This is a genomic window from Arthrobacter pascens, from assembly GCF_030816475.1.
In the GTDB taxonomy this organism is placed as follows: domain Bacteria; phylum Actinomycetota; class Actinomycetes; order Actinomycetales; family Micrococcaceae; genus Arthrobacter; species Arthrobacter pascens_B.
On record NZ_JAUSXF010000001.1, the window covers coordinates 4,500,683 to 4,523,512 of the forward strand.

General features: G+C 64.7%; 22 protein-coding genes. 12 read left to right on the forward strand and 10 right to left on the reverse strand.

Going from position 1 to position 22,830, the window contains the following annotated elements; translation table 11 throughout:
- The first annotated feature begins 68 nt into the window (after positions 1-68).
- Together QFZ40_RS20715 and QFZ40_RS20720 are read left to right on the forward strand one after the other, a co-directional pair.
- A complete protein-coding gene (locus QFZ40_RS20715) occupies positions 69-1,562 on the forward strand; it encodes a 2-oxo acid dehydrogenase subunit E2 (protein ID WP_306906677.1) in 1,494 nt (497 codons plus the stop codon).
- Positions 1,563-1,680: 118 nt separating this feature from the next.
- Positions 1,681-2,244, forward strand: coding sequence for a phosphatase PAP2 family protein (locus QFZ40_RS20720; RefSeq protein ID WP_306906678.1), 564 nt, complete (start codon positions 1,681-1,683; stop codon positions 2,242-2,244).
- A gap of 57 nt (positions 2,245-2,301) precedes the next feature.
- Here QFZ40_RS20720 and QFZ40_RS20725 read toward each other — a convergent pair whose 3' ends face one another.
- From QFZ40_RS20725 to QFZ40_RS20735, 3 genes are all read right to left on the reverse strand, one after another.
- Positions 2,302-2,640 (reverse strand): hypothetical protein, encoded by a 339-nt coding sequence (locus tag QFZ40_RS20725; RefSeq protein ID WP_306907009.1) that lies wholly within the window; start codon positions 2,638-2,640, stop codon positions 2,302-2,304.
- A 155-nt stretch (positions 2,641-2,795) separates the two neighbouring features.
- Positions 2,796-3,224 carry a universal stress protein gene (locus QFZ40_RS20730; protein WP_306906679.1) on the reverse strand — a complete coding sequence of 143 codons (429 nt, stop codon included), beginning with the start codon at positions 3,222-3,224 and terminating at the stop codon, positions 2,796-2,798.
- A 48-nt stretch (positions 3,225-3,272) separates the two neighbouring features.
- Entirely contained in the window at positions 3,273-4,562 is a 1,290-nt protein-coding gene (locus QFZ40_RS20735; protein WP_306906680.1) for an aminotransferase-like domain-containing protein, read from the reverse strand.
- A gap of 111 nt (positions 4,563-4,673) precedes the next feature.
- Between QFZ40_RS20735 and QFZ40_RS20740 the strand changes: the two genes are divergently transcribed.
- Entirely contained in the window at positions 4,674-5,537 is an 864-nt protein-coding gene (locus QFZ40_RS20740) for an isocitrate lyase/PEP mutase family protein (protein WP_306906681.1), read from the forward strand.
- Between the two features lie 36 nt (positions 5,538-5,573).
- Here QFZ40_RS20740 and QFZ40_RS20745 read toward each other — a convergent pair whose 3' ends face one another.
- Together QFZ40_RS20745 and QFZ40_RS20750 are read right to left on the reverse strand one after the other, a co-directional pair.
- The gene (locus QFZ40_RS20745) at positions 5,574-6,386 is read right to left on the reverse strand and encodes a hypothetical protein (protein ID WP_306906682.1); all 813 of its coding nucleotides are present in this window, start codon (positions 6,384-6,386) and stop codon (positions 5,574-5,576) included.
- A gap of 194 nt (positions 6,387-6,580) precedes the next feature.
- Complete coding sequence (locus QFZ40_RS20750; RefSeq protein WP_306906683.1) at positions 6,581-7,138, reverse strand: NAD(P)H-dependent oxidoreductase; 558 nt, start codon at positions 7,136-7,138, stop codon at positions 6,581-6,583.
- Positions 7,139-7,263: 125 nt separating this feature from the next.
- Between QFZ40_RS20750 and QFZ40_RS20755 the strand changes: the two genes are divergently transcribed.
- The 6 genes from QFZ40_RS20755 (at position 7,264) to QFZ40_RS20780 (ending at position 15,434) form a co-directional block, all read left to right on the forward strand.
- Positions 7,264-7,872 (forward strand): TetR/AcrR family transcriptional regulator, encoded by a 609-nt coding sequence (locus QFZ40_RS20755; RefSeq protein ID WP_306906684.1) that lies wholly within the window; start codon positions 7,264-7,266, stop codon positions 7,870-7,872.
- A gap of 365 nt (positions 7,873-8,237) precedes the next feature.
- The gene (locus QFZ40_RS20760; RefSeq protein ID WP_306906685.1) at positions 8,238-9,221 is read left to right on the forward strand and encodes an ABC transporter permease; all 984 of its coding nucleotides are present in this window, start codon (positions 8,238-8,240) and stop codon (positions 9,219-9,221) included.
- A 2-nt stretch (positions 9,222-9,223) separates the two neighbouring features.
- The gene (locus QFZ40_RS20765; RefSeq protein ID WP_306906686.1) at positions 9,224-10,228 is read left to right on the forward strand and encodes an ABC transporter permease; all 1,005 of its coding nucleotides are present in this window, start codon (positions 9,224-9,226) and stop codon (positions 10,226-10,228) included.
- Positions 10,225-12,471: a dipeptide ABC transporter ATP-binding protein gene (locus QFZ40_RS20770; RefSeq protein ID WP_306906687.1), complete on the forward strand. Its 2,247-nt coding sequence runs from the start codon at positions 10,225-10,227 to the stop codon at positions 12,469-12,471. Before QFZ40_RS20765 ends, QFZ40_RS20770 begins: the two co-directional genes overlap by 4 nt.
- A gap of 52 nt (positions 12,472-12,523) precedes the next feature.
- Positions 12,524-14,242, forward strand: coding sequence for an ABC transporter family substrate-binding protein (locus QFZ40_RS20775; RefSeq protein WP_306906688.1), 1,719 nt, complete (start codon positions 12,524-12,526; stop codon positions 14,240-14,242).
- Between the two features lie 112 nt (positions 14,243-14,354).
- A complete protein-coding gene (locus QFZ40_RS20780; protein WP_306906689.1) occupies positions 14,355-15,434 on the forward strand; it encodes a Gfo/Idh/MocA family protein in 1,080 nt (359 codons plus the stop codon).
- Between the two features lie 150 nt (positions 15,435-15,584).
- Here QFZ40_RS20780 and ald read toward each other — a convergent pair whose 3' ends face one another.
- Positions 15,585-16,703, reverse strand: coding sequence for an alanine dehydrogenase (gene ald, locus QFZ40_RS20785; protein WP_306906690.1), 1,119 nt, complete (start codon positions 16,701-16,703; stop codon positions 15,585-15,587).
- 234 nt (positions 16,704-16,937) lie between these two features.
- Here ald and QFZ40_RS20790 point away from each other — a divergent pair, with 234 nt between their 5' ends.
- Positions 16,938-18,158, forward strand: coding sequence for a PucR family transcriptional regulator (locus QFZ40_RS20790; RefSeq protein ID WP_306906691.1), 1,221 nt, complete (start codon positions 16,938-16,940; stop codon positions 18,156-18,158).
- Here QFZ40_RS20790 and QFZ40_RS20795 read toward each other — a convergent pair.
- Both QFZ40_RS20795 and QFZ40_RS20800 read right to left on the reverse strand, forming a co-directional pair.
- Positions 18,155-18,493: a hypothetical protein gene (locus QFZ40_RS20795; RefSeq protein WP_306906692.1), complete on the reverse strand. Its 339-nt coding sequence runs from the start codon at positions 18,491-18,493 to the stop codon at positions 18,155-18,157. The two genes, QFZ40_RS20790 and QFZ40_RS20795, sit on opposite strands and share 4 nt — an antisense overlap.
- A gap of 75 nt (positions 18,494-18,568) precedes the next feature.
- A complete protein-coding gene (locus QFZ40_RS20800; RefSeq protein WP_306906693.1) occupies positions 18,569-19,003 on the reverse strand; it encodes a helix-turn-helix domain-containing protein in 435 nt (144 codons plus the stop codon).
- Between the two features lie 51 nt (positions 19,004-19,054).
- On the opposite strand from QFZ40_RS20800, the gene QFZ40_RS20805 reads away from it, so the two are divergent.
- Positions 19,055-19,837 (forward strand): alpha/beta fold hydrolase, encoded by a 783-nt coding sequence (locus tag QFZ40_RS20805; RefSeq protein WP_306906694.1) that lies wholly within the window; start codon positions 19,055-19,057, stop codon positions 19,835-19,837.
- 59 nt (positions 19,838-19,896) lie between these two features.
- Here QFZ40_RS20805 and QFZ40_RS20810 read toward each other — a convergent pair whose 3' ends face one another.
- Complete coding sequence (locus QFZ40_RS20810; protein ID WP_306906695.1) at positions 19,897-20,175, reverse strand: HPr family phosphocarrier protein; 279 nt, start codon at positions 20,173-20,175, stop codon at positions 19,897-19,899.
- A 49-nt stretch (positions 20,176-20,224) separates the two neighbouring features.
- Positions 20,225-21,910 carry a phosphoenolpyruvate--protein phosphotransferase gene (gene ptsP, locus QFZ40_RS20815; RefSeq protein WP_306906696.1) on the reverse strand — a complete coding sequence of 562 codons (1,686 nt, stop codon included), beginning with the start codon at positions 21,908-21,910 and terminating at the stop codon, positions 20,225-20,227.
- Between the two features lie 159 nt (positions 21,911-22,069).
- Here ptsP and QFZ40_RS20820 point away from each other — a divergent pair, with 159 nt between their 5' ends.
- Entirely contained in the window at positions 22,070-22,792 is a 723-nt protein-coding gene (locus tag QFZ40_RS20820) for a TetR/AcrR family transcriptional regulator (protein ID WP_306906697.1), read from the forward strand.
- The last annotated feature ends 38 nt before the right edge of the window (positions 22,793-22,830 follow it).

Here is a 22,830-nt window from a genome sequence, read left to right on the forward strand (position 1 = left end):
CTGCCCGTTCCGGCCGACGCATCCTGCACAAGGAGCGGTGGCCGGAGGCTCCGAAAACCGAGGACATCATGACTCTCAATAAGTTCAACCTCCCCGATGTGGGCGAAGGGCTGACAGAGGCGGAAATCGTTTCCTGGAAGGTCAAGCCGGGGGACACCGTTGCCATCAACGACGTCCTCTGCGAAATCGAGACCGCCAAGTCGCTGGTGGAGTTGCCGTCCCCCTTTGCCGGGACCGTCACGGAGCTGCTGGTCCCCGAAGGGGTGACGATCGACGTCGGCACCGCCATCATCAGCGTCACGGACGAGGTGTCCGGTGATCCGACGCCTGCGGACGTCCCCGCGCCGGCAACACCTGTCCAGCCTCTGTACGGCAAGCTTCCGGAGGCCGACGCCGATGCTTCAGGCAGTGCCTTGGCCGCAGGTCCCCTGGTGGGTTCCGGCCCCAAGGCCGACGCCGTCAAGCGGCGCGTGCGCAGGCCCGCTCCGACGGCCGCCGGTACAGTTCCCGGGTCAGTACCCGCTGCGATTCCCACGCCCGTCCCGGTGCCCCGGCAGGCGACAGAGGTGTCTCCAGCTCCCGTGTCTGACGGTTCGGAAGCGGATCCGGCCGATCTTGTGGACAACCGCCCCACCCTTGGCGGGACCATCACCGGCCTGGTGAACCGGGTCCTGGCCAAGCCCCCGGTCCGGAAGATCGCCAGGGACCTCGGGATCGACCTCGCCGACGTCGTGGCTACCGGCCTGCGAGGCGAGGTTACGCGCGAGGACCTCGTCAGCTACCAGGCCCAGCGCGATGCGGAACTGGACAAAGCGGACGGATTCTGGGGCAAGGCCGGAAAGCCGCAGGACCAGCGGATTGAACGGATCCCGGTCAAAGGCGTCCGCAAGGCAACCGCGAAGGCGATGGTCGAGTCGGCGTTTGCAGCGCCGCATGTCAGCATCTTCGTGGACGTTGATGCCAGCCGCACCATGGAGTTCGTCAAGCGGCTGAAGGTCTCCCGGGACTTCGAGGGCATCAAGGTGTCCCCGCTGCTGATCCTGGCCAAGGCAGTCATCTGGGCCGCCGCACGGAACCCCAGCGTCAACGCCACCTGGGTGGACAACGCCGACGGCACGGACGGCGCCGAAATCCACGTCAAGCACTACATGAACCTGGGCATTGCGGCAGCCACCCCCCGCGGGCTTATGGTTCCGAACATCAAGGACGCGCAGGACCTTTCGCTCAAGGAGTTGGCGCTGGCCCTGAACAACCTCGCCACAACTGCCCGGGCAGGCAAGACCAAGCCCGCCGAGATGCAGGGCGGGACCCTGACCATCACCAACATCGGTGCGCTGGGCATCGATACCGGGACTCCCATCATCAACCCGGGTGAGGTGGCCATCGTTGCCTTCGGGACCATCAAGCAGAAGCCGTGGGTGCTGGACGGGGAAGTCATCCCGCGCTGGATAACTACTCTGGGCGGTTCCTTTGACCACCGTGTAGTGGACGGTGACCTCTCTGCCCGCTTTATGGCCGACGTCGCCGCCATCCTCGAGGAACCGGCGCTCCTGCTTGACTAAGCAGACTCACACACGAGCCACACTGCTTGCCCGGGCGCGCTGATTGACTGGGCACACTCACAGGCCGGTACCCGTGGATAGCCCGGCCCTTCGGACCAAAAACCGGACGGCAGTGTGGTTGACCGAGATTTTCCAGCCGCCTGTGGTGGTAACCCTGCAGCTGCTGATTAGCCCCCTCATCGAGGCGGGGTTCCCCGGAACCGTCGTATACGGAGCGCTCGCTGCCCTTTTTGTGTGCGTCCTGCCGCTGTTCCTGCTGCTGGCGCTGGTGAGGCTGGGGAAGGTGACAGACCACCACGTCAGCAACCGTAAACAGCGTGCTCCGGTTCTGCTCATGGCCCTCGCGTCGGTGCTCGCAGGGCTGCTGGTGCTGGAATCCGCAGCCGCGCCGCGGAGCGTGATGGTCATGGTTCTGGCTGTCGTGGCCGGCATCCTCGTGCTGGCCGCAGTGAGCCCGTTCTGGAAGATGAGCGGGCACGCAGCAGCCATATCGTCTTCTGCCGCCATCTCCGTGCTGATGCTGGGGCCGGCCTGGCTGCCTTTGCTGATCCTGATACCGGCAGTGGGCTGGTCCCGTGTGGTGCTCCGGGCCCACACTACGGGTCAGGTCATAGCCGGCTCACTGTTTGGCGGCCTGGTGATGGCGGGCCTGTGGTGGCTTCTGCGAGGCTGGCTGGTGTAACGGCTCCCTAGGTTGGCGCCGGAAGAGTCAGGCATGAAGAGTCAGGCGCCGGAAGCCTCAGTAGGCCGGGTATGTATACAGTGCCTGGACCATGGCGGGATCCCCGCCCATCCCGTGCACAGCTGCCATTCCAGCGAAGACGAGGCCGCCAAAGCCGGCGGCGGCGGCTGAAATGACCGCCAGCAACTTCCAGTCCGCGCGCAGGACCATCCCCGGTGTCTCAGGCAGGCGAAGGCCGGGGGAGATGAGGTTAGGGGCACTGTCCACGGAACCGTCGTCCAGGAGGGCCACCACGCGGCCGCTGCCGCGGTCCACCCGCATCGAACAGATGTGGTTACCGTGACGGGCCAGGAGAATGTCATGGCCAACAAGCTGGCGCCTCTGGCGAGTGATCAAGGGAACCCCCTGGTTGCCGTGGAAAGTGACTGTCCGCGTCATCGGGGGCATATCTATTTTATCGCGGGGGCAGCCAGGAAAAACGGCACCAGGGAGTGAGAACAGACACCATGCACGGGCTGTAAAAAGCACCGTGCATGGTGTCTGGAGGTTACTTAGTCGGCGTCGTAGGTGTTGGCGATGTAGACGTCGCACGGGGCGTTGTGGGCAACGCTGTTGGCCACGCTCCCCAGCACGCGGCCGATGCCGCGCATCCTGCGGTTGCCCACCACGATCATCTTGGCGTCCAGGCGCCCGGCCTCCCGAATAAGTGCCTCGGCAGGCTTGCCGCGCGCCGCTGAGTAGGTCACTTTGATATCTCCTGCCAGGGAGTCCGCAACCGTCTTGGCGACGTTCTCGGCGCCGTCGGCGTCGGAGACGATCCACTCGTCGCTGCCGCTGCCGAAGATCTCCGTGCGGTCGCTGTCGAAGGCTGACACCACGTGCAGCGACGCGCCGAGGGCGGCGGCCAGATCGCGTGCGGACTCGGCGGCCTTCTTGGCGGTTCCGCTGCCGTCAACCCCAACAACAATAATTCCGCTCATTTGTGCTCCTTTGCTCAATGGTCTGTACTGCAGATTCCGTTGCCAACGCTACAGCCCTGCGATGGCTTCCCGCAGCACGGGGGCCAGACGCCGCACTCCTTCGGTAATGGCTTCCGGGGGCACGGCACTGAACGCCAGCCGCAGTTTGTTGGACGGTTCATCAGACGGAGTGAAGGCTGCGCCCGGGATAAACACGACGCCGGCATCGATTGCCTTCTGCAGCAGAGGATAGGTATCCACGCCTTGCGGCAGGGTCACCCACACGAAGAAGCCTCCTTCCGGGGTGGTCCAGCTGATGCCGTCGGGCATGTGCTCGTCGAGCGCATCGAGCATTGCCTGGCACCTCTCTGCGTAGAGCCCGCGGTAGATTGCGATCTGCCCCTTCCAGTCATAGTCCCGGAGGTAGGCTGACACCAGCATCTGGTTCAGCGTCGGCGGACACAGCGTGACGGACTCAGAGGCCAGATAGTAGCGCCGCTGGAGATGCTCCGGAACCAGGGCCCATCCGATGCGCAGGCCGGGCGCAAAGATCTTGGAGAATGAGCCCAGGTAGATGACGTCCCCCGGATGGTCCGCCCGCAGCGGTGCCAGTGGAGCCCCGTCAAAACGCAGCAGACCGTACGGATTGTCCTCGAGCACCAGAATATTCGCATTGCGGCATATCTCAACGATGCGCTGGCGGCGCTCCTTGGCCAGGGTGATGCCGGAAGGGTTGTTGAAGCTTGGAATAGTGTAGAGGAACTTGATGTTTTTCCCGGCCGTCTGGAGTGCGGCAATCCTGGCCCCAAGCAGTTCGGGGACCAGGCCGTCGTCATCCATCTCCACGGTTTCCACCTTCACCTGGTAGGCCTCAAAGGTGTTGAGTGCGCCCACATAGGTAGGGTTCTCCACGAGGACGACGTCGCCGGGGTTGCAGAAAACCTTGGTGGCCACATCCTGCGCGGACTGGGAACCGGCGGTGATCACCACGTTCTGCGGGACGGCGTCGAGGATTCCTTCGGCCGCCATCACTTCACAGATCTGTTTGCGGAGTTCTTCCATGCCCTGGCCGCCGCCGTACTGCAGGGCGATCAGGCCCTCGTTCGCGATGATCGCGGCGGCGGTCTCAGCCAGCCGTTCCAGGGGCAGTGACTGCAGGTAAGGGCTGCCGCCGGCGAGGGAAACCAGCCCGGGCCGCATGGAGACATCAAAAACGTCCCGGACCGCCGATTGCCTGATGTTGGCTGCGCGCTCTGAGAAGAGGCCATCATGGCGATGGGCGGAGGTGGCAGCGCGTTCGAGTGCGTCGATGGCCTCGGCTGGAAGCAGCCCTGCGGTGTCAAGTGTTTCATTGGTCACATGCTCAGGATACAACCGCATGTTGCTAACTAGGCAACATTTGTTGATGGACAAGGTATTTCGCTGGACGTGAGACTTTACGTCCACATGCGGAGGGGCTGGAATGGAGCAATGACAACGCCCCCGCACTCCGCCGCCAATGCAGCCGCCTTCCACGCCCTCCACCAGGCGGGCACGTCGCCCCTGGTCCTGGTCAACGTGTGGGACGCCGCGTCCGCCAGACTCGTGGAAGAGGCCGGGGCCACTGCCATCGCCACCTCCAGCTCGGCAATCTCATGGAGCCTGGGCTTCCCTGACGGCAACAACCTCCCGCGGGCGCTGGCGATGGAAGCGCTGAGGAGGATCGTCGCCGCTACCGGTCTCCCGGTGACGGCGGACATCGAAACCGGCTATGCGGGCAGCGGCAGCAGCTATGGCGGCGGACTCCTGCGGGACACCGTCCTGGCGGTGCTGGACACGGGCGCAATCGGCATCAACTTCGAGGACTCGGGCGACTCTCCACTCACCGCCGTCGACGACCAGTGCCGGCGCCTGAGCCTGATCCGGGAGACTGCGGCGTCCACCGGCGTCGAACTTTTCATCAATGCACGCACTGACACCTACCTGTCCGGTCATTACCCTGACCAGGCCTTCGAGGAGACCATCCGGCGCGCCGAGGCCTACCTCGCGGCAGGCGCCAGCGGCATCTTTGTCCCCGGGGTGACTGACCTGCGCGTTCTGCACGAACTTTCGCTTGGGATTGATGCTCCGCTGAACGCACTTGCGGGTGTGGGGGCGCCGTCTGTGGGCGAACTTTACGACGCCGGCGTGCAGCGCATCAGCATCGGCGGCAACACTGCGAAGGCCGCGTATGCAAAAGTAGCCAAGGTGGCAGCCATGGTACTGGGCGACGGGAACTGGTCCGAGCTGGCAGGAGCCCGCAGCCACGCCGCCATGGATGCCCTCTTCGAAGACCACGTGCCGTTCGATGATTAAACGCGATGGAACTGCCCCTGCTGTTTGAGGCCCCGGCTATTTGAGGCTCAGGACCTCGGTCAGCGACACGCCGTTGACGTAGATCTCGGTCCGGATCGCACCCACCGACGCCACGGCGGTCTGCGTGAGCTGGGCCTCCACCCTGGGAATATCGCACACTCCTCCCGGCCGGATGGTGCCGGCCAGGTAGACGGTCACTGTGGTGCCGTCGAAGCTGCCGGCAAGGTACTGCAGCGTTGAAGCTGACAGGGAGTTGTAGGCGCCGGCCACCGGGGGCTCAGAACCGTCCAGGAGGGCGCGCATTGCCGCCGGTAGCGGTTCCGTGGCTCCGGCGGCGGGAAGGTGGACACCCACCAGGCTGTCATTGCAGCCAAAGCGCACGCCGCCGCTGCCGCCGTCGTCCAGGAGCACGTAGTAGGCCGTGACTTTGTTGCTCCCGGCCGCGTTGCCTGAAGCGCTGGCGGCTGGCGGTGGTGGTGCAGGGGCCGCCGATGCCTGGTTTTCGCCGGATGCGGGGGCAGTGCCCGGGACGGCGGCCTCGCCCTGGCCTGCGCTGCCGGCTCCGCCTGCACCTGTGCCAGGAATAATGGAACTGCCAGGTGACGCGCCGGGGCTCGTGTCAGGGGAGGCGCCGGAAGCTGGAGCAGTGTTGGCTGAGGATCCGGCCGAGGGTGGCTGCTGGGCCTCAGGGGCAGGCGCGATTCGGTCCTGCGGTGTTGCCGCCTGCCCACCTGCAGCTGTGCCGGTCGAAGAACCTGGCCCGGTGCAGGCTCCCAGCCAGAACGGAAGGACCAGCGCCGCCACTGCCGCCGTCGCCGTCCTTGTTCTGGCACTTCGCCTGCTTGCCATGCTGCACCGCATTCCTGTCCCGGTACGTTCCGTTCATTAACGTTACGGGGGTCCGATGCGGTAGAGAATGCCGGGGCGGTACCGGTTGGGACAAGAGTTGGTCACGGCGCCGCCGCATAAGGGTGCAGCCTCACGGGGAGATAACAAACGCCCCGGGCGCCGGCCGGCACCCAGGGCGTTTGGAGCCTGGAGTCCTAGGCGGGAACGCGGGCAGCTTCCAGTGCATCGAAGACGCCCTTGATCTGCTCAACGACTTCGGCGTCATCCTTCGGGTGCAGTTCGGCAAACCGCACCATGGAGCCCGGAACCGCCAGCTTGACGTCCTCAAGCACCTGGGCCCCGGCGATGCCGGCTGCCTTACGCGCTTCATCCTGGGCCCAGACTCCACCGAACTGGCCAAAGGCCGTACCGACGACGGCGGTCGGCTTGCCCACGAGGGCTCCGGCGCCGTACGGGCGGGACAGCCAGTCGATGGCATTCTTCAGCGAAGCGGGAACTGTTCCGTTGTGCTCGGGGGTAACCAGGAGCAGGGTGTCGGCTTCGTTGGCTGCTGCACGAAGAGCGGCGGCGGCCGGAGGGATCTGGCCTTCAACGTCGATGTCCTCGTTGTAGAACGGAATGTTGCCCAGGCTGTCGTGGATGACCACGTCCACCTGTTCCGGAGCGTTCAACTGGATGGCCTCGGCGAGCTTCTGGTTGATGGAATCGGCGCGAAGGCTGCCGACGAGGGTGAGTACAGTGCTCTTGGGCATTTGGAACTCCTTGGATCGGGCTGCGGCGGACCGCAAGCCGGTTTGAAAAGTGGAGGCGTTGGGGCCTTCACGGTACTAAACGGACCGTGGTCCGGATATTATTCCCGGGGTCTAGAATATGGGATGTGACGTTCATCCCATTGGAGCCCGGCTCACCGCCGGGGCCTTCCCCTGAACGCAGAGATGCTGCGCGGAACCGGGAGCGGTTGCTGGGAGCCGCCCGGGAACTCATTGAGCAATGCGGAGCGGACGCGCTCACCATGGACCGGCTTGCCGAAGCCGCAGGTGTCGGTAAGGGCACCGTCTTTCGCCGGTTCGGCAGCAGGGCCGGCCTGATGATGACGCTCCTCAGCGATGCGGAGGCCGATTTCCAGGCCCGCTTCATGTTCGGCCCGCCCCCGCTGGGGCCCGGTGCGCCCGGCCTGGACCGGCTGGTTGCTTTCGGGGCCGCAAGAATCGCCTTCGTGCTGGAGTACGGGGAACTCGCGAGGGCCGCCGATGTCTCCGCCCGTAACCGGTTTGAGGTGCCGGCCGTTGTGTTGTGGCACCGGCATATTGAGTTCCTGCTCCGTGAGGAAGGGATGGATTCGGATCCGTGGCTGATGGCGATGTTCCTTGGTGCGGCCCTGGAGCCGGATCGGCTGCTGCACACGGTCCGCGTCCGCACGGTCTCTCCGGACCGGCTCGCCGAATCGTGGCGAGAGTTGGTCACGCGCGTGGTCCGGGGCGGCTAGGCAGCCAGGATCTCTGAAAATCCCCCAGTCAAATCAATTACACAGAATCATTCATAACGATTCCATACTGGGCTCGTGATTTCCGCCCGTATGCGAGCTTATTGACAGGATTTGTGTGGTAATTTCCTCTGGAATGTGACCCGCAACATAGTTCACCAGGACTGGGCCTGCAAAGGCCGCGGGAGGCCAGCCATCCGCTGGTGCAGAATCCCGAGTGGCGGGCCATCCCCTGCCATGGTGGGAAACGGAAGGATCAAGCTCGTGATTGTTGCAGTTAACCTCAGCACCCCGATGCCACAGCATCGGACCCCCTTGCGCCATCCGGGCAAAGTGTTGGCGGCAACAACACAGAAGTAGCCCACCACATGCTCAGGTACCTCGCCAAGCGCGGCATCACGTATGTCTTCATGATCTTCCTGACCACCTCGGCCGGGTACTTCCTGGCTGTCACTTCCCTCAAGCCAGCCCTGTTGGAACAGGAGCGGATCCCCCGCCCCACGCCCGAGCAGGTCGCCAACTCCATGCGCCTCAAAGGCCTGGACCCGACCCTCAGCCCCTGGGAACGCTACGTGGACTGGCTCACCGGGATCGTGACCCGCTGGGATTGGGGCCGCAGCCCCAACGGGGCATACATCAACGCCGAATTCGGCGACCGGGTGTGGATCTCCACCCGGCTCTTCCTTGCAGCCATCATCCTGACGCTCGTCATCGGCGTAGGACTTGGCGTGTATTCCGCAGCCCGGCAGTACCAGTACCAGGACAGGGTTATCACCTCCTACAGCTACCTGGCGTACATCGTGCCGGCACCTATCGCCTACTTCCTGGTCCAATTGGGCGCCATCAACATCAACGAGACATTCGGCGGACGCATTCTCTTTGTCACAGGGATCTCCACCCCGGGCGTGGAACCAGGCTGGCCGCAGTTCGTGGACATGCTGGCCCATTACGCCGTGCCAACCGTCGCCATCACCCTCGTGGGATGGGGTTCGTACCAGATCGCGCAGCGGCAATACCTGCTGGACAACGTCAATGCCGACTTTGTCCGTACGGCCCGTGCCAAGGGACTCACCCGCAACCAGGCCATTAGCCGTCACGCCCTCCGCGTTTCGTTCATCCCCGTGGCGCAGAGCATCGCCTTCACTATCCCGGCTATTTTTGCCGGCGGTTTCTTCGCCGAGAAGATCTTTGCCTGGCCGGGCATCGGCTCCTGGAGCATTGACGCCATCTCACTGCAGGACGTCAACGCCGCCACGGCCACCCTGGCGTACGGGTCCGTCATCTTTGCCCTCGGGGCCATCCTGGCCGACTTTGCCACCACGCTTGTCGACCCGAGAGTGCGGGTGCAGTAGCCATGACGAACCTCAACGCAGTTGATCCGGCAGCCGTCGCGGAGGAGGCGCACCTTCAGGGCGCAGACGTGGTGATCGGCAAATCCACCATCATCTTCCGCCGGTTCATGCGCAACAGGACGGCAGTGGCGGGCCTGATCATTTTCCTCGCCCTGACCGCCTTCTCCTTCGTGGGCGGCTACTTCACCCAGTGGGACAAGGAGACCATCGACGCGTTCAACATCGGCATGCCGCCGTCGGGCGAACACTTCCTGGGCACGTCGCAGGCAGGTATCGATCTCTACGCCATGACGGTGGAAGGCACCAGGATCTCCATCCTGATCGGCCTGATCGTCGGCCTGGTTTCGGTGCTGGTCGCCGCCGTCTACGGCTGCACCATGGCCTACTTTGGCGGCAAGGTGGACAAGGTGATGCTCTTCGTCCTCGAAGCACTCATCATGATGCCGGCGCTGCTGGTGGTTGCCGTTGCCACCAGCGGCGGCGGAGACGGCCTTAAGAGAGACCTGCCCAGCTGGCTGCTGCTGATCATTGTTCTGCTGGTCTTCAGCTGGATGGGAACTGCCAGGCTGATCCGCTCGCTCTCCATGTCCCTCATGCAGCGGGATTACGTCAAGGCCGCCCAGTACATGGGGGTTCCGCCACGCAGGATAGTTTGGCGTCACCTCGTCCCCAACATCGGTTCGCTCCTGGTCCTGGACATCACCCGAGGCGTCACCGGCGCCATCCTCGCTGAGGTCGCCTTTTCCTTCATCGGCATCGGCATCAAGGTGCCGGACGTGAGCCTGGGCGTCCTGATCGGCGGGGCGACATCCCAGGTCCAGACCTTCCCGTGGATGTTCTGGGTCCCGCTGACAGTGATGTTCCTGCTAACCGGGTCCCTTGCCATGATGAACGACGGCCTGCGGGACGCCTTCGACCCCAGTTCCAGTTCCATCGGACGCGCCAGGACAAACAGCGCCAGCAAAAACAACGCCAGGACAAACAGCGCGAAGAAGAAGCGGGCATGAGCAGCGAAACGTACATCGAACCGGCTGACCCGAGGCCTTCGGCTGCTGATCGCCTGCACATAGCCGGCCTTCACAGCCCGCTCCCCGCGGAGAGTGCTGTTCTTTCCGTCCGGGACCTCAACGTCCGGTTCAACACGGAAAACGGCATCGTGCACGCGGTCCGCGGCGTCGATTTTGACCTGCTGCCGGGTAAGACCCTGGGCATCGTGGGTGAGTCCGGGTCGGGGAAGTCCGTGACGTCGCTTGCCGTCATGGGCCTCCTGCCCGCCACGGCCGACGTCACCGGCTCGGTGATGCTCAACGGCAAGGAGCTGCTGGGCCTCAGCGACAAGGCAATGTGTGCCTATCGCGGCAACGACATGGCCATGGTGTTCCAGGACCCGCTGTCCTCCCTGACTCCGGTCTACACGGTGGGAGCACAGATCACCGAGGCCCTGACCATCCACAACCCCGCCATGAGCAAACAGGCAAAAGAAGCCCGCGCCGTCGAACTTCTGGCGATGGTGGGAATCCCCAGCCCGAAGGACAGGCTCAAGGCATTTCCGCACGAGTTCTCCGGCGGCATGCGCCAGCGGGTGATGATCGCCATCGCGATCGCCAATAACCCGCGGCTCCTGATCGCTGATGAGCCGACGACGGCGCTGGACGTCACCATCCAGGCCCAGGTGCTTGAGGTGCTGCATACGGCGCAGGAGGAAACGGGCGCCGCCGTCGTCATGATCACCCACGATCTGGGTGTGGTGGCAGGCATGGCGGACAACATCATGGTCATGTACGCCGGGAAACCGGTGGAAACCGGCGGCGTGGATGATATCTACTACAACCCGCGGATGCCGTACACGATGGGACTGCTCGGAGCGGTGCCGCGGGTGGACGTTGCCGAGAAAACCTCGCTGGTCCCGATCGAGGGAATACCGCCCAACCTGGTCCACCCGCCCACCGGATGCTCCTTTGCACCACGATGCCCACTGGCGTCAGAAGCATGCCTGGACGGTGAACCCGCGCTGGCAGAAGTCGCCGGCGGCGTCCATCACCGGGCGGCCTGCATCAAATCCGATTCCCTGGGCGCGGAGGTGGACGTCCACGAAATCTTCTCCGCGCCGCCGGTGCCCGTGTCCCGTTTCGACCTCATTCCTCGCGGGGAACGCAGCACGGTCCTGCAGCTCAAGGACGTCCGGAAGCATTTCCCGCTGACCAGAGGTGCCCTCCTCAAACGGCGGATCGGCACCGTAAAGGCCGTGGACGGCATCAGTTTCGACATCCGCGAGGGCGAGTGCTTCTCCATCGTGGGGGAGTCCGGCTCGGGCAAAACCACCACCCTCCTGGAAATCATGGAATTCCACAAGGACCAGGACGGCGAAGTGGTCATCGGCGGCATCAGCAACAAGGAAGCCGCTGACGCCAGGACCAAAAGCGCCATGCGCAAGGAACTTCAGATGGTTTTCCAGGATCCCACCGGTGCCCTTGATCCGCGGTTCACGGTGTACGAGGTGCTGGCGGAACCCCTTCAGAACGCCGGGCTGGCCAAGCCGGCCATCAGGAAGCGGATCATGGAACTGATTCAGCTCGTGGGCCTGCAGCCGGACCACGTCAACCGCTTCCCCAACCAGTTCTCCGGCGGGCAGCGGCAGCGGGTCGGCATAGCCAGGGCCCTGGCCGTGAACCCCAAACTGGTGGTGCTGGACGAGCCCGTCTCCGCCCTGGATGTCTCCGTCCAGGCAGGCGTCATCAACCTGCTGGACAAGCTCCGCGCCGAGTTGGGCCTCAGCTACCTGATGGTGGCCCATGACCTCTCCGTGGTGCGGCACATCTCCAACCGTGTGGCGGTCATGTACCTGGGCAAGATCGTGGAGATCGGCGAGGTGGACAGGGTCTTCGACAATCCTCGCCATCCGTATACCCGGGCATTGCTGTCTGCCATTCCGGTTCCCGATCCGCACCTGGAACGCACCCGGGAACGGATCATTCTCCAAGGAGACCTGCCATCCCCTTTGGATGCGCCAAAGGGCTGCAACTTCGCCACCCGCTGCCCCGTCTTCGCCGCTCTCCCCGCGGCCAAGCAGGAACAATGCCTCACTCTGGAACCGCCGCTTGAATCGGTTCCTCCGTCCGCCGCGGCCCAGGTTCTCGAGGCTGGCCCCGTACCGGCGCCGGACCAGCAGTTCGCCTGTTTCTTCCCCGACGGCGAGCTGGACGAGGACATGCTGGTGGTCCACGAAACGGCGGATCACGATGCACCGTAGGTTTTTCCGACCCATCACAAGCACCACCACCCGCACCAATGAAGGGAACACCATGAAGAATCTGACCAGAATTGGCGGAGCTGCGGCCATTGCTGCGGCTTTGACACTGACGGCCTGTGGAGCGGGAGGCTCTCCCACCGGGCCGGAAACGGCCAAAGGACAGGGATCCGGCGGTGACGTGTCCAAGCTGATCAGCATCAACGCCAAGGATGCCAAGGACCTTCAACCCGGCGGCAAGGTCACGCTTCCCCTGGGTAACATCGGCCCTGATTTCAACGGGTTTTCCAACAACGGCAACAGTGCCGACAATTCGGCGCTGATGGCGGCGATTAATCCGGTTGCGGTGTCCGGCGGCGGTATCGGCGGCTGCTGGAAGTTCGATTTCGCGGGCAAGGCGACGCCGAATAAGGACTTCTGTGAGTCTGTGGACAGCGAGGTCAAGGACGGCAAACAGACCATCACCATCAAGGTCAACCCCAAGGCGACCTACAACGACGGCACCCCTATCGATATCAAGGCCTTCCAGAACACGTGGAACATCCTCAAGGGTTCAAATCCCGATTACGACATTGTGAGCCCGGGAGCCTATCCGTTCGTTGAATCGGTCGAGGCCGGCAGCAGCGACAAGGAAGTCATCGTCAAGACCAGCCAGCCCGTCTACCCGCTGGATTCCCTCTTCTTCGGCCTGATCAACCCGAACGTGAACTCCCCCCAGGTCTTCAACGAAGGCTTCAACGGCAACCTGCATCCGGAATGGATGGCCGGTCCGTTCAAGCTGGACAAGTACGACAGCGCGGCCAAAACCTTAACCGCCGTCCCGAACGATAAATGGTGGGGCACCAAGCCTGTCCTGGACAGCGTCACCTTCCGCCAGCTCGAATCCAGCGCGCAGATCGCTGCCTTCAAGAACGGTGAGATTGACGCCATGTCGGCGAACACGATCGCGCTCTACAAGCAGCTGGACGGGACCAAGAATTCCGAGGTGCGCCGCGGGCAGCGGCTCTTCGCCGGTGGCATGAACATCAACGCCCTGAGGGTGACTGATGTTGCTGTCCGTAAAGCCATCTTCACCGCTGTGGACCGCGAGGCTCTGCGCAAGGTCCGCTTCAACGGGTTGAACTGGGAGGAGCCCAGCTCCGGCTCCATGATGCTCCTGCCATTTTCCGCGTACTACCAGGACAACTACCCTGTCAAGGAAACCGGCCCGGACGCGGCCAAGAAGGTCCTGACCGACGCCGGCTACACCCCTAACGCCTCGGGCATCATGGAGAAGGACGGCAAGCCGGCCGCCTTCAAAATCAGCAACTTCGGTGACGATCCCACCGCGCTCGCCACCACCCAGACACTGCAGAAGCAGCTGCAGGCTGGTGGCATGGATGTTGGCATCGACCAGCGCGCCTCCGCCGACTTCGGCAAGGTCGTTGGTTCACGCGACTTCGACCTCAGCCTTTCCGGCTACACGGTTGGAGCGGATGCAACGGACAGCGTGAAGCAGTTCTATGATTCCAAGGCCAGCGTGAACAAGGTGGGCGACGCGGAACTGGACAAGAAAATCGCTGACCTGGCTTCCATCGAAGACAACAGTGAGCGCAACAAGGCTGCCATGGAGGTTGAAAAGGAGCACATGGCCAAGTACTTCTCCATGGGTCCGGTGTTCAACGGTCCGCAGATCTCATTCGTCCGCACCGGTCTGGCAAACTACGGTCCCTCACTCTTCCAGAGCCCGTCCCAGGTTCCGGACTGGAGCACCCTGGGCTGGGAAAAGAAGTAACACCCCCTGTAACGCTCTCTCACTTCCGGTCGTTCAATGGCTGGGAGTGAGAGAGCGTTCGGTCTTAATGCGCAGGAAGTGAGATACGGTGCGCGGGGGTAGCGTTTCCCCTATGACCGGAACCGGAGCCGAACACACCACCATCCGCACCGCCGTCGTCGGCTTTGGACTGTCGGGACGTGTTTTCCACGCGCCGCTGATCGCGGCCGATGCCCGCTTTTCGCTGGACATCATCGCGACGTCCGACGCCGGCAGGCAGGCTGCCGCGCTGGAGCGATACCCCGGTGCCACAGTAGTTCCCGACGGCGATGCGGTGCTGGCGCTAGCCGGGAATCTTGACCTTGTGGTGCTGGGGACACCTCCAGCGACCCACTATCCGCTGGCGAAGGCCGCGTTGGAGGCAGGGCTGGATGTCGTGGTGGACAAGCCCTTCACGGTCCGCAGCGCCGAAGGGCAGGAGCTGATCGAGTTGGCGGAGCGACTGGGCCGGGTGCTGAGCGTATTCCAGAACCGGCGCTGGGACGGCGATTTCCTGACTCTCCGGAAGCTGCTCGCCGGCGGGGCTCTGGGGAGCGTGACCCGGTTCGAGTCCCGGTTTGAGCGCTGGTCGCCGGAGATCTCCAAGGCCTGGAAAGCAGACGCGACGGCGGCCGACGGCGGGGGCGTGCTGTTTGACCTTGGGAGCCACCTCATCGACCAGGCCCTCCAGCTCTTCGGCCCAGCCACCGTAGTCCATACGGAGCTCCAGGCCCGGCGGCCGGAGGAGAGGGCTGACGACGATTGTTTCCTGGCGCTGCGGCACCAGTCCGGAGTGATCAGCCACCTGACCATGAACATGCTATGTGCCCAGCAGGGTCCGCGCTTTCGCGTCCTGGGGTCTACGGGAGGCTTCACCAAGCATGGCGTGGACCCTCAGGAGCCGTACATCGTGGCCGGCGGCAGCCCGCTTGATGCCGATTACGGGGTGGAAGCGCCGGAGTGGGCCGGTGTACTGGGCCGTGACGGACACCTGGACACCCTCCCCACCGAGCGCGGCGCGTATCCCGAGTTCTACCGGCTCCTGGCGGAGAAGATCCTCGACGGCGGCGCGGCCTCCACCCTGCCGCTCCCGGTAAACCCGGCAGACGCCGTCGAGGTCCTCAAATTAATAGAACAAGCAAGAGAACTGGCGTCGCCGCAGATGGGGAACTAACGTCAGAACGGCAGCCATCCAGAAAGCGTGCTCCCCACCAGCACCCTAACCTCGCAAGCTCGGCCAGGGAACCCTGCTGGCGTGGGCCCAGGCGACGAAGGAGCAGCACGCGTTGGATGACTGCCGTTCCGACGGCAATCAAGGGAACTTCTACGCCGACACCAGTTCGTGCCAGTCCGCCACGAGGGGAAGGTTGTGCGCCTCGGACACGGAGTGGTGCGCCACATGGCCTCCGGCGATGTTAAGGCCGGCCGCGAGGGCCGGGTCGCGGTCGAATGCTGCCCTGACGCCCAGGTTGGCGAGCGAAACCGCATACCGCAGCGTCACGTTGGTCAGGGCGTACGTGGACGTGTTAGGCACCGCGCCAGGCATGTTGGCCACGCAGTAGAAGATGGTGTTGTGCACCTTGTACGTGGGCTCCTGGTGGGTGGTGGGGCGGGTGTCCTCGAAGCAGCCGCCCTGGTCCACAGCGATGTCAACCAGCACTGAGCCGGGCTTCATCCGGGCCACGAGTTCGTTGCTGACCAGCTTGGGAGCCTTCGCCCCCGGGATCAGCACGGAGCCGATGACCAGATCGGCATCCACCACTGACTTCTCGATCTCGTACTTGTTGGATGCCACAGTCTTAAGCCGGCCCTGGTACTGGGCGTCCAGCTCGCGCAGGCGGTTGATGTTGATGTCCAGGATGGTCACGTCGGCGCCCAGGCCGAGTGCCATCGCGGCGGCGTTAGTGCCCGCCACTCCGGCGCCGAGCACCACGACCTTGGCCGGGCGCACGCCGGGTACGCCGCCGAGCAGTACTCCCTTTCCGCCGGCGGGAGCCATCAGCGAGGTGGCCCCTACCTGGACGGAGAGACGGCCGGCAACCTCGGACATCGGCGCGAGCAGCGGGAGGGTGCGGCCCTCCTGAACGGTCTCGTAGGCGATGGCGGTGACGCCGGAATTGATGAGTTCCCGGGTCAGCTCAGGTTCGGCCGCGAGGTGCAGGTAAGTGAACAGCACCAGGCCCTTGCGGAAGCGGTGGTACTCGGCCTTGATGGGTTCTTTGACCTTCATCACCATGTCCGCACCGGCCCAGACGTCGTCCGCTTCGGCAACGATTTCCGCCCCGGCGATGGCGTATTCCTCGTCCGTGATGCCCGAGCCCAGGCCCGCTCCGCGCTCCACCAGAACCCTGTGGCCATGCATGAGGAATTCATGGACGCCGGCGGCTGTGATGGCAACGCGGAATTCGTTGTTCTTGATCTCTTTGGGGACACCGATGATCATTCTGGGCTCCAGTTTCACAGACCCGAAAGGCCTGAAATCGCGGGGATAAGTTGTGATTCCAGAATAAATCCGCTTGTGAGGCAGATGACATGAAACCCTGCCGGCCGGAGGACCGTAACCGCGTCATTCCGGGGTTTTTGACTCAAGCACCTCGACATTTGTCCAGCTCGCAAGCGTCAGGTGTCGCCTCGTGTCCGTTCACCGGAACGCCGCCGCGGGAAGTAGTGTTGGCGCATGCAGCAGCAGGATGTGGAACAGCTTGTGGAGCGTGTAGCCCAGAAGCTCGGGCGGGGCCTTTCACTGGAGGACCTGGACGGGCTGCTGCTGGCCTACAGCTCCAACCAGTCGCATGCCGACCGGGTGCGGGTCAATTTTCTGCTGAGCAAACGCGTCCCCGCGGACGTCAGCGCCTGGCAGCTTTCGCACGGCATCGCGACGGCGGTCCGTCCGGTAGCGGTTCCCGCCAACCCCGACCTGGGGATGCTGGGGCGGGTCTGCGTCCCGCTCATGGTCCGGGGATTCCGTGTGGGCTACCTGTGGGTGCAGCAGGACTCGGAGGATGAAAACCCGACGGCGATCCTCGCCCAGTTGCCCGATGTTGCCGATGACCTGGAACTGCTCTCCGGGCTCCTGCTGGAATCGAATACCGCCGAATCTGAGTTCCGCCGCGGCCGCGAGCGCGAGTTCCTCGCCGCCTGTTCCGGCGAGGCCAACGCGGTGGCTGCCGTGGCCGGCTGGAAGGAAATCCAGGGCAAAGGGCCGTGGCAGGTCGTTACCGTGCTCGACGCCGACGGCTGGGCAGGGGGACCGGATCCCATAGCGTCCACGCTGATCCACCGGTCGGCAGCCCTGCAGGCCACCGTGGGCGTGGATGCCGTCCTGTTCAGTGCGGGCACTGAGACCCATTCGGTGGTGCTTTTCCGGGAATCCGTCGGCCGGGCAAACCATGCCCAGGTACTGGTTCACTACCAGCTTGAGCTGGCCAAGCGCTCAGGCCGCCCGGTGCACCGGATCATCCTGGGCATCAGCGAGGGGTTTGCCAAGCCGCGGGAGCTGGCCGACGCCTACCGGCAGTCAAAGCAGGCGGCCCAGGCGGCAGCGGTCGATCCACAGCTTGGGGAACTGGTGGACTGCCGCTCCGCGGGCGTGTACCAGCTGCTGGCCTCTGCCGGCGGCGGTGCCGGTGCCTGGGCGGATTCCGGGTCTGTCTTTTTCCGGTTGCTGGAGGACCATGACCGCAACGACGAGCTGATCCCCGTCCTGGAACTCCTCTATGACAACGACGGCTCGGTGCAGGACGTGGCCACCAGGCTCCACCTCCATCGCAGCAGTATCTACAACAGGCTGGGCCGCATCCGCCAGCTCCTGGGGGTGGATCCGCTGAAGGGAATGGCCAGGCTGGAACTCCACGCCGCCCTGAAAATGCGGAGATGGGCTGTCCGGCCCCTGATCTAGGCGGCGTTGTCTTCCCGCTTGGCGGGTCCTCCCGAGGACCCGCCCGGACTTGGCGAATCAAGGGGTGGTGCCTCCGGGCCGGGTCCCGGCTGGCCCGGTGCCGGGTGCGGTTCCAGGGATGTGGCCTGCTCGAGTGACGCCGCCTGCTGCAAGGTGAGGGACTCGCGGCGGCGGCGGGTCAGCGCGCTGTCCGCCCACATGGCCACAGCCACAAAGACCACGGAACTGGACATAACCACCGCGGTATTGTTCAGCTTCATGGCGGATCCAAGGAAGGCGGCCACCAGCATGGCGGCAATGCCCGCCACAACGTGCAACCCTCTGAATTTCGCCACAATATCAAGCCTAACCCCGCCCGGCAGCCGGTTTCAGGGCCTGATAAAGATCGTTGCTTGATCCTTATCACTCCGTCACGGGGAGCCTGTTCTGTCGTCATTTTTCGGCTGGTTGTGCTTGGCCTGCCGGGTCTTCTCCTGTCCGGTGTTCTCCTGCTGGTCAAGCCAGGCCATGACGGCGGCAAGGCGGATCCTCCGGTGCGTTCCGCGGTATTCCACCGGAATCTCGCCCCGGTCGGTCATGTTGCGGAGGTAGGTGTGGGAGATGCCGGCCAGTTCAGCCGCCTTGGATGTGGTCAGCATTTCCTCCACGCTGCTGACAGTTACCGCTTCCCCCCGCCCGAACCGGCTGAGCAGGTCGACGACGGCGTCCCTGGCCTGCGGCGGCAGCCGGTGGACGGTGCCATCCACGAACACGGTGATGTCATGGCTGCCCTGCAGGGCCCGCTGCAGCTTCTCTGCGTCCTCGGCGGGCAGGCCGGCAGTCATCCTTGGAGCTATCAGTGCCATGGGAACAGCCTAGCCCGGGACCCTTCCGGCAGGCGGCGGTATGCTCAGCTGATGAAACTCAGTGGCGGCAAAGACGTTGAGGCGGGCGGGCTGACCGGACGGCTCTACGCCTCTGTGGGATCCGGAAGCAGCGGCCCCCGTCCTACGTACGTGCTCCTGCACGGCATCGGCGTCTCCCACCGTTACCTCGCGCTCCTGCACCGGGAGCTGGCCACGGCGGCCAACGTCTACTCCTTTGACCTCCCCGGCTTCGGCGGCGCCCCGAGGCCCGGACGCCAGCTGTCAGTGGGGGAGTATGCGGAATTCGTGAACGGCGTCCTGGCGGATGCCGGGGTTCGGTCCTGCGTGCTGATCGGCCATTCCATGGGCACGCAGTTCGCCGTGGAACTCGCGCTGCAGGAGCCGGGGCTGGTGGCCGGCGTTGTGCTCATGGGACCGGTGGTGGACCCGCGACGGAAGTCGGTGCCCGCCCAGGCAGCCGCCCTGACCCGCGATGCCATGTTCAGCGAGAGCCTGTCCTCAAACGTCACCGTCTTCGGTGACTACTTCCGGGCAGGCCTCCGCTGGTACCTGACGGAGCTGCCCGTCATGATGGAATATCCGCTCGAATCCAGGATTCAGGGTGTCGGCCAGCCCGTGCTGGTGATGCGCGGAAGCCGGGATCCCGTGGCACCGCATCCCTGGTGCGAACGCCTCGCGGGCCAGGCGCCCCAAGGCAGCCTGGTGGAAATCCCTGGGCAGGGCCACGTTTTCCAGCACACTGCACCCGGCCCGGCGGCCGCGGCCATCAGCAGCTGGGTCCGGATGGCGGACGGGTTCGGCGTGACCGCCTGACCCGGCTCTTGCTCCGGCACCTGCCCCTGCTCCGGCGCCCCTACTACGGACCTCGGCTCCTACTCGGCGTCGAGGTCCGTCTCCAGGAGCTTCACGAGCGAATCGAGCGCCGCCTCCGCACCCTCGCCCTCGGCGCGAAGCACCACCACGTCACCCTTGGCGGCGCCCAGCGTCATGAGGGAGAGGATGCTTGAGGCATCCAGCGCGTCATCCTCCGGCTCTCCCTGCATGGCAATGGTGACGTCCACTCCCACGTCGCCGGCTGCCTCTGCGAAGATGGCCGCCGGACGCGCATGCAGTCCGGAACGGCTGGCAATGGTGGCAGTCCGCTGCGGCATTGGTCCTCCTCATGGTGCGGGCCTGACAGGTGGATCTGGTTGCGGGCCGTTACAGGCCGAGTTCTTCCAGCACGGGCAGTTTCTCCCGGACCCAGGCGCGCGCTTCGGTAGCGCTGCGGGCAGAGAGCGCCAGCTTGGCCAGCTCCTGTGCTTCGGCCAGCGTGACGGTCTTCAACACCGCCGCGACTGCCGCCAGTGATCTGGCCGTCATGGAGAGCGTGGAAACGCCAAGCCCGGTGAGTACGACGGCGAGGGCGGGATCCGCTGCTGCCTCGCCGCAGACGCCCACGGGCTTGTTGCTGCCCTCCGCCCGCGATCCTTCAACCGTCAGGGCGACGAGGCGGAGGACGGCAGGCTGCCACGGCGTGTTCAGGTTGGCGAGCGGGCCGAGCTGGCGGTCCGCGGCCATGGCGTACTGGGTGAGGTCATTGGTGCCCAGGCTCGCGAAGCCGACCTCGCGCAGGATGGACTCGGCCGTAAGCGCTGCGGAGGGGACCTCCACCATCACGCCCGGGGTCTTGATTCCGGCATCAGCGCACATGGAGGCAAAACGGGCGGCTTCTTCGGCGGTCGAGATCATGGGGGCCATGACCCACACGTCCGCTTCGGACTGCTTCTCCGCCAGTGCGATGGCCTCCAGTTGGCGGTCCAGGACACCGGGGGTAGTGAAGTCGGTGCGGTAGCCGCGCACGCCCAGGGCGGGGTTGGGCTCGGTGGAGTCCGTCAGGAAGGGGAGCGGCTTGTCGGCGCCCGCGTCGAGGGTTCGCAGGACAACCTTCTTGCCGGGGAAAGCGTCAAAAACACTCTTGTACGCTGCCGCCTGCTCTTCCACCGAGGGTTCGGTATCCCGCTCCAGGAAGCAGAACTCGGTGCGGAACAGGCCAACGCCCTGGGCACCCAGCTTGGCGGCCGCCTCGGCGTCCTTGCCGCCGCCCACATTGGCCAGCAGGGGCACCAGGTGTCCATCCGCCGTCGCGCCCGTGCCTGTGAACTCTGCCAGGAGCGACGCCGTGGCCGCCCATGCCTCCGCTGCGGAACGCAGGGATTCGTCCGGCTCGGAGACGACAGTGCCGGCGGCGCCGTCCAGATACACCTCCATGCCGTCCGGAAGCTCGTCCACCCCGACTGCGGCGACGACCGCGGGAAGGCCGAGGGAGCGGGCGATGATGGCTGTGTGTGACTGGGGCCCGCCGCCTGAGGTCACCAGGGCCAGGACCTTGTTCGGGTCCAGGGTTGCAGTGTCCGCCGGAGCGAGGTCCTCGGCCACCAGAACGAAGGGGGTGCCGGACGTCGGGATCCCCGGCGCGGGAACGCCCCGGAGTGCAGCGACGATGCGGGCCCGGACGTCCAGGACGTCGGTTGCACGCTCGGCCATGTAGCCGCCCAGGTTGTGGAGCATTTCCGAGACGGAGGACCCGGACTCCCAGACGGCACGTTCGGCCGAGGTTCCGCGGGCGATCAGCTTGGCCGCCCCCTTGATCAGCATGGTGTCCTTGGCCATCAGTGCCGTGGCCTCCAGGACTGCCTTGCCGTCCCCGGTGGCATGGGCGGCACGCGCTTTGAGCTCGTCATGCACGGACTGGGAAGCCGACTTGAGCGCGGCAGTGGCTTCCTCTGCAGAGGTTCCGGCGGCCAGCTGCTCTCCGGCCGGAGGTTCACTGATCGGTTTGGGCATCTGCCGGATGGTGCCGATGATGCGGCCGGGGCTCACGCCTACTCCTGGGAAGTTCTGCACTGAAGGTCCTCATTCTCTGCCGGTAGCCAGGCCCGCCAAGGTTGTCCCGGCGTCATGCCGGGCCGCCGCAACCGCTGTGTGCGACGGCTGAAACGTGCCTGAAAAAATTGTATGTGATGCAGTTCATATAGCAACGCTATAGGTGATAGGGTAGCGGCTATGAGTTTGGATGGCCAGCTTCCCCCGAAAACGAGACTGCTGCGTGCCGCGGCGGAATTGCTGGCCAACTCTGCGGGGGCACCTGTTTCCACCCGCCAGATCACCCAGCTGGCGGGCGTCACGGCGCCCACGCTGTACCACCACTTCGGTGACAAGGAAGGTCTGTTCGACGCCGTCGTCACCGCAGGTTTTGAAGAATATGTTGCGGGCGAGCGGGATTTCGCCCCTTCCGGACACCCGCTGGAGGATATCCGGCGGATGTGGGACAACCACGTCCAGTTCGGGCTCAACCATCCGGAACTGTACCTGGTGATGTTCGGCAATATCCGTCCTGAAAGCCGCCCCTCCATCGTTGCTGATGCCGAGGCCCTGATGGAGGAAATGCTGAACAAGGCAGCAATGGCGGGCCAGCTGAACGTCCAGCCGCGCGAGGCTGCCAGGTCCATCCTGGCTGCCAACGTTGGCGTGACGCTCATGCTGATAGCGGAACCTGCCACTGAACGGAACCTTGAACTGTCCACCATGACCAGGGACGCCATGATCTTCGCGGTGGCCGCTGAGCAGGCCGCCGGTGCCGGCTCGGATGACTCCGGAAAGTCCTCGGTGGTGGTGGCTGCGATTGCCCTGAATGCCGCACTTCAGGCATCGCACTCAGACCAGCTCTCCAGCTCGGAACTCAAACTCTTCCTCGAATGGCTGCACCGGATCTCAAGCAGTCAGTAAACGCGCCAACCAGGCACGTCAGCCCCCAGGGGCAGCTC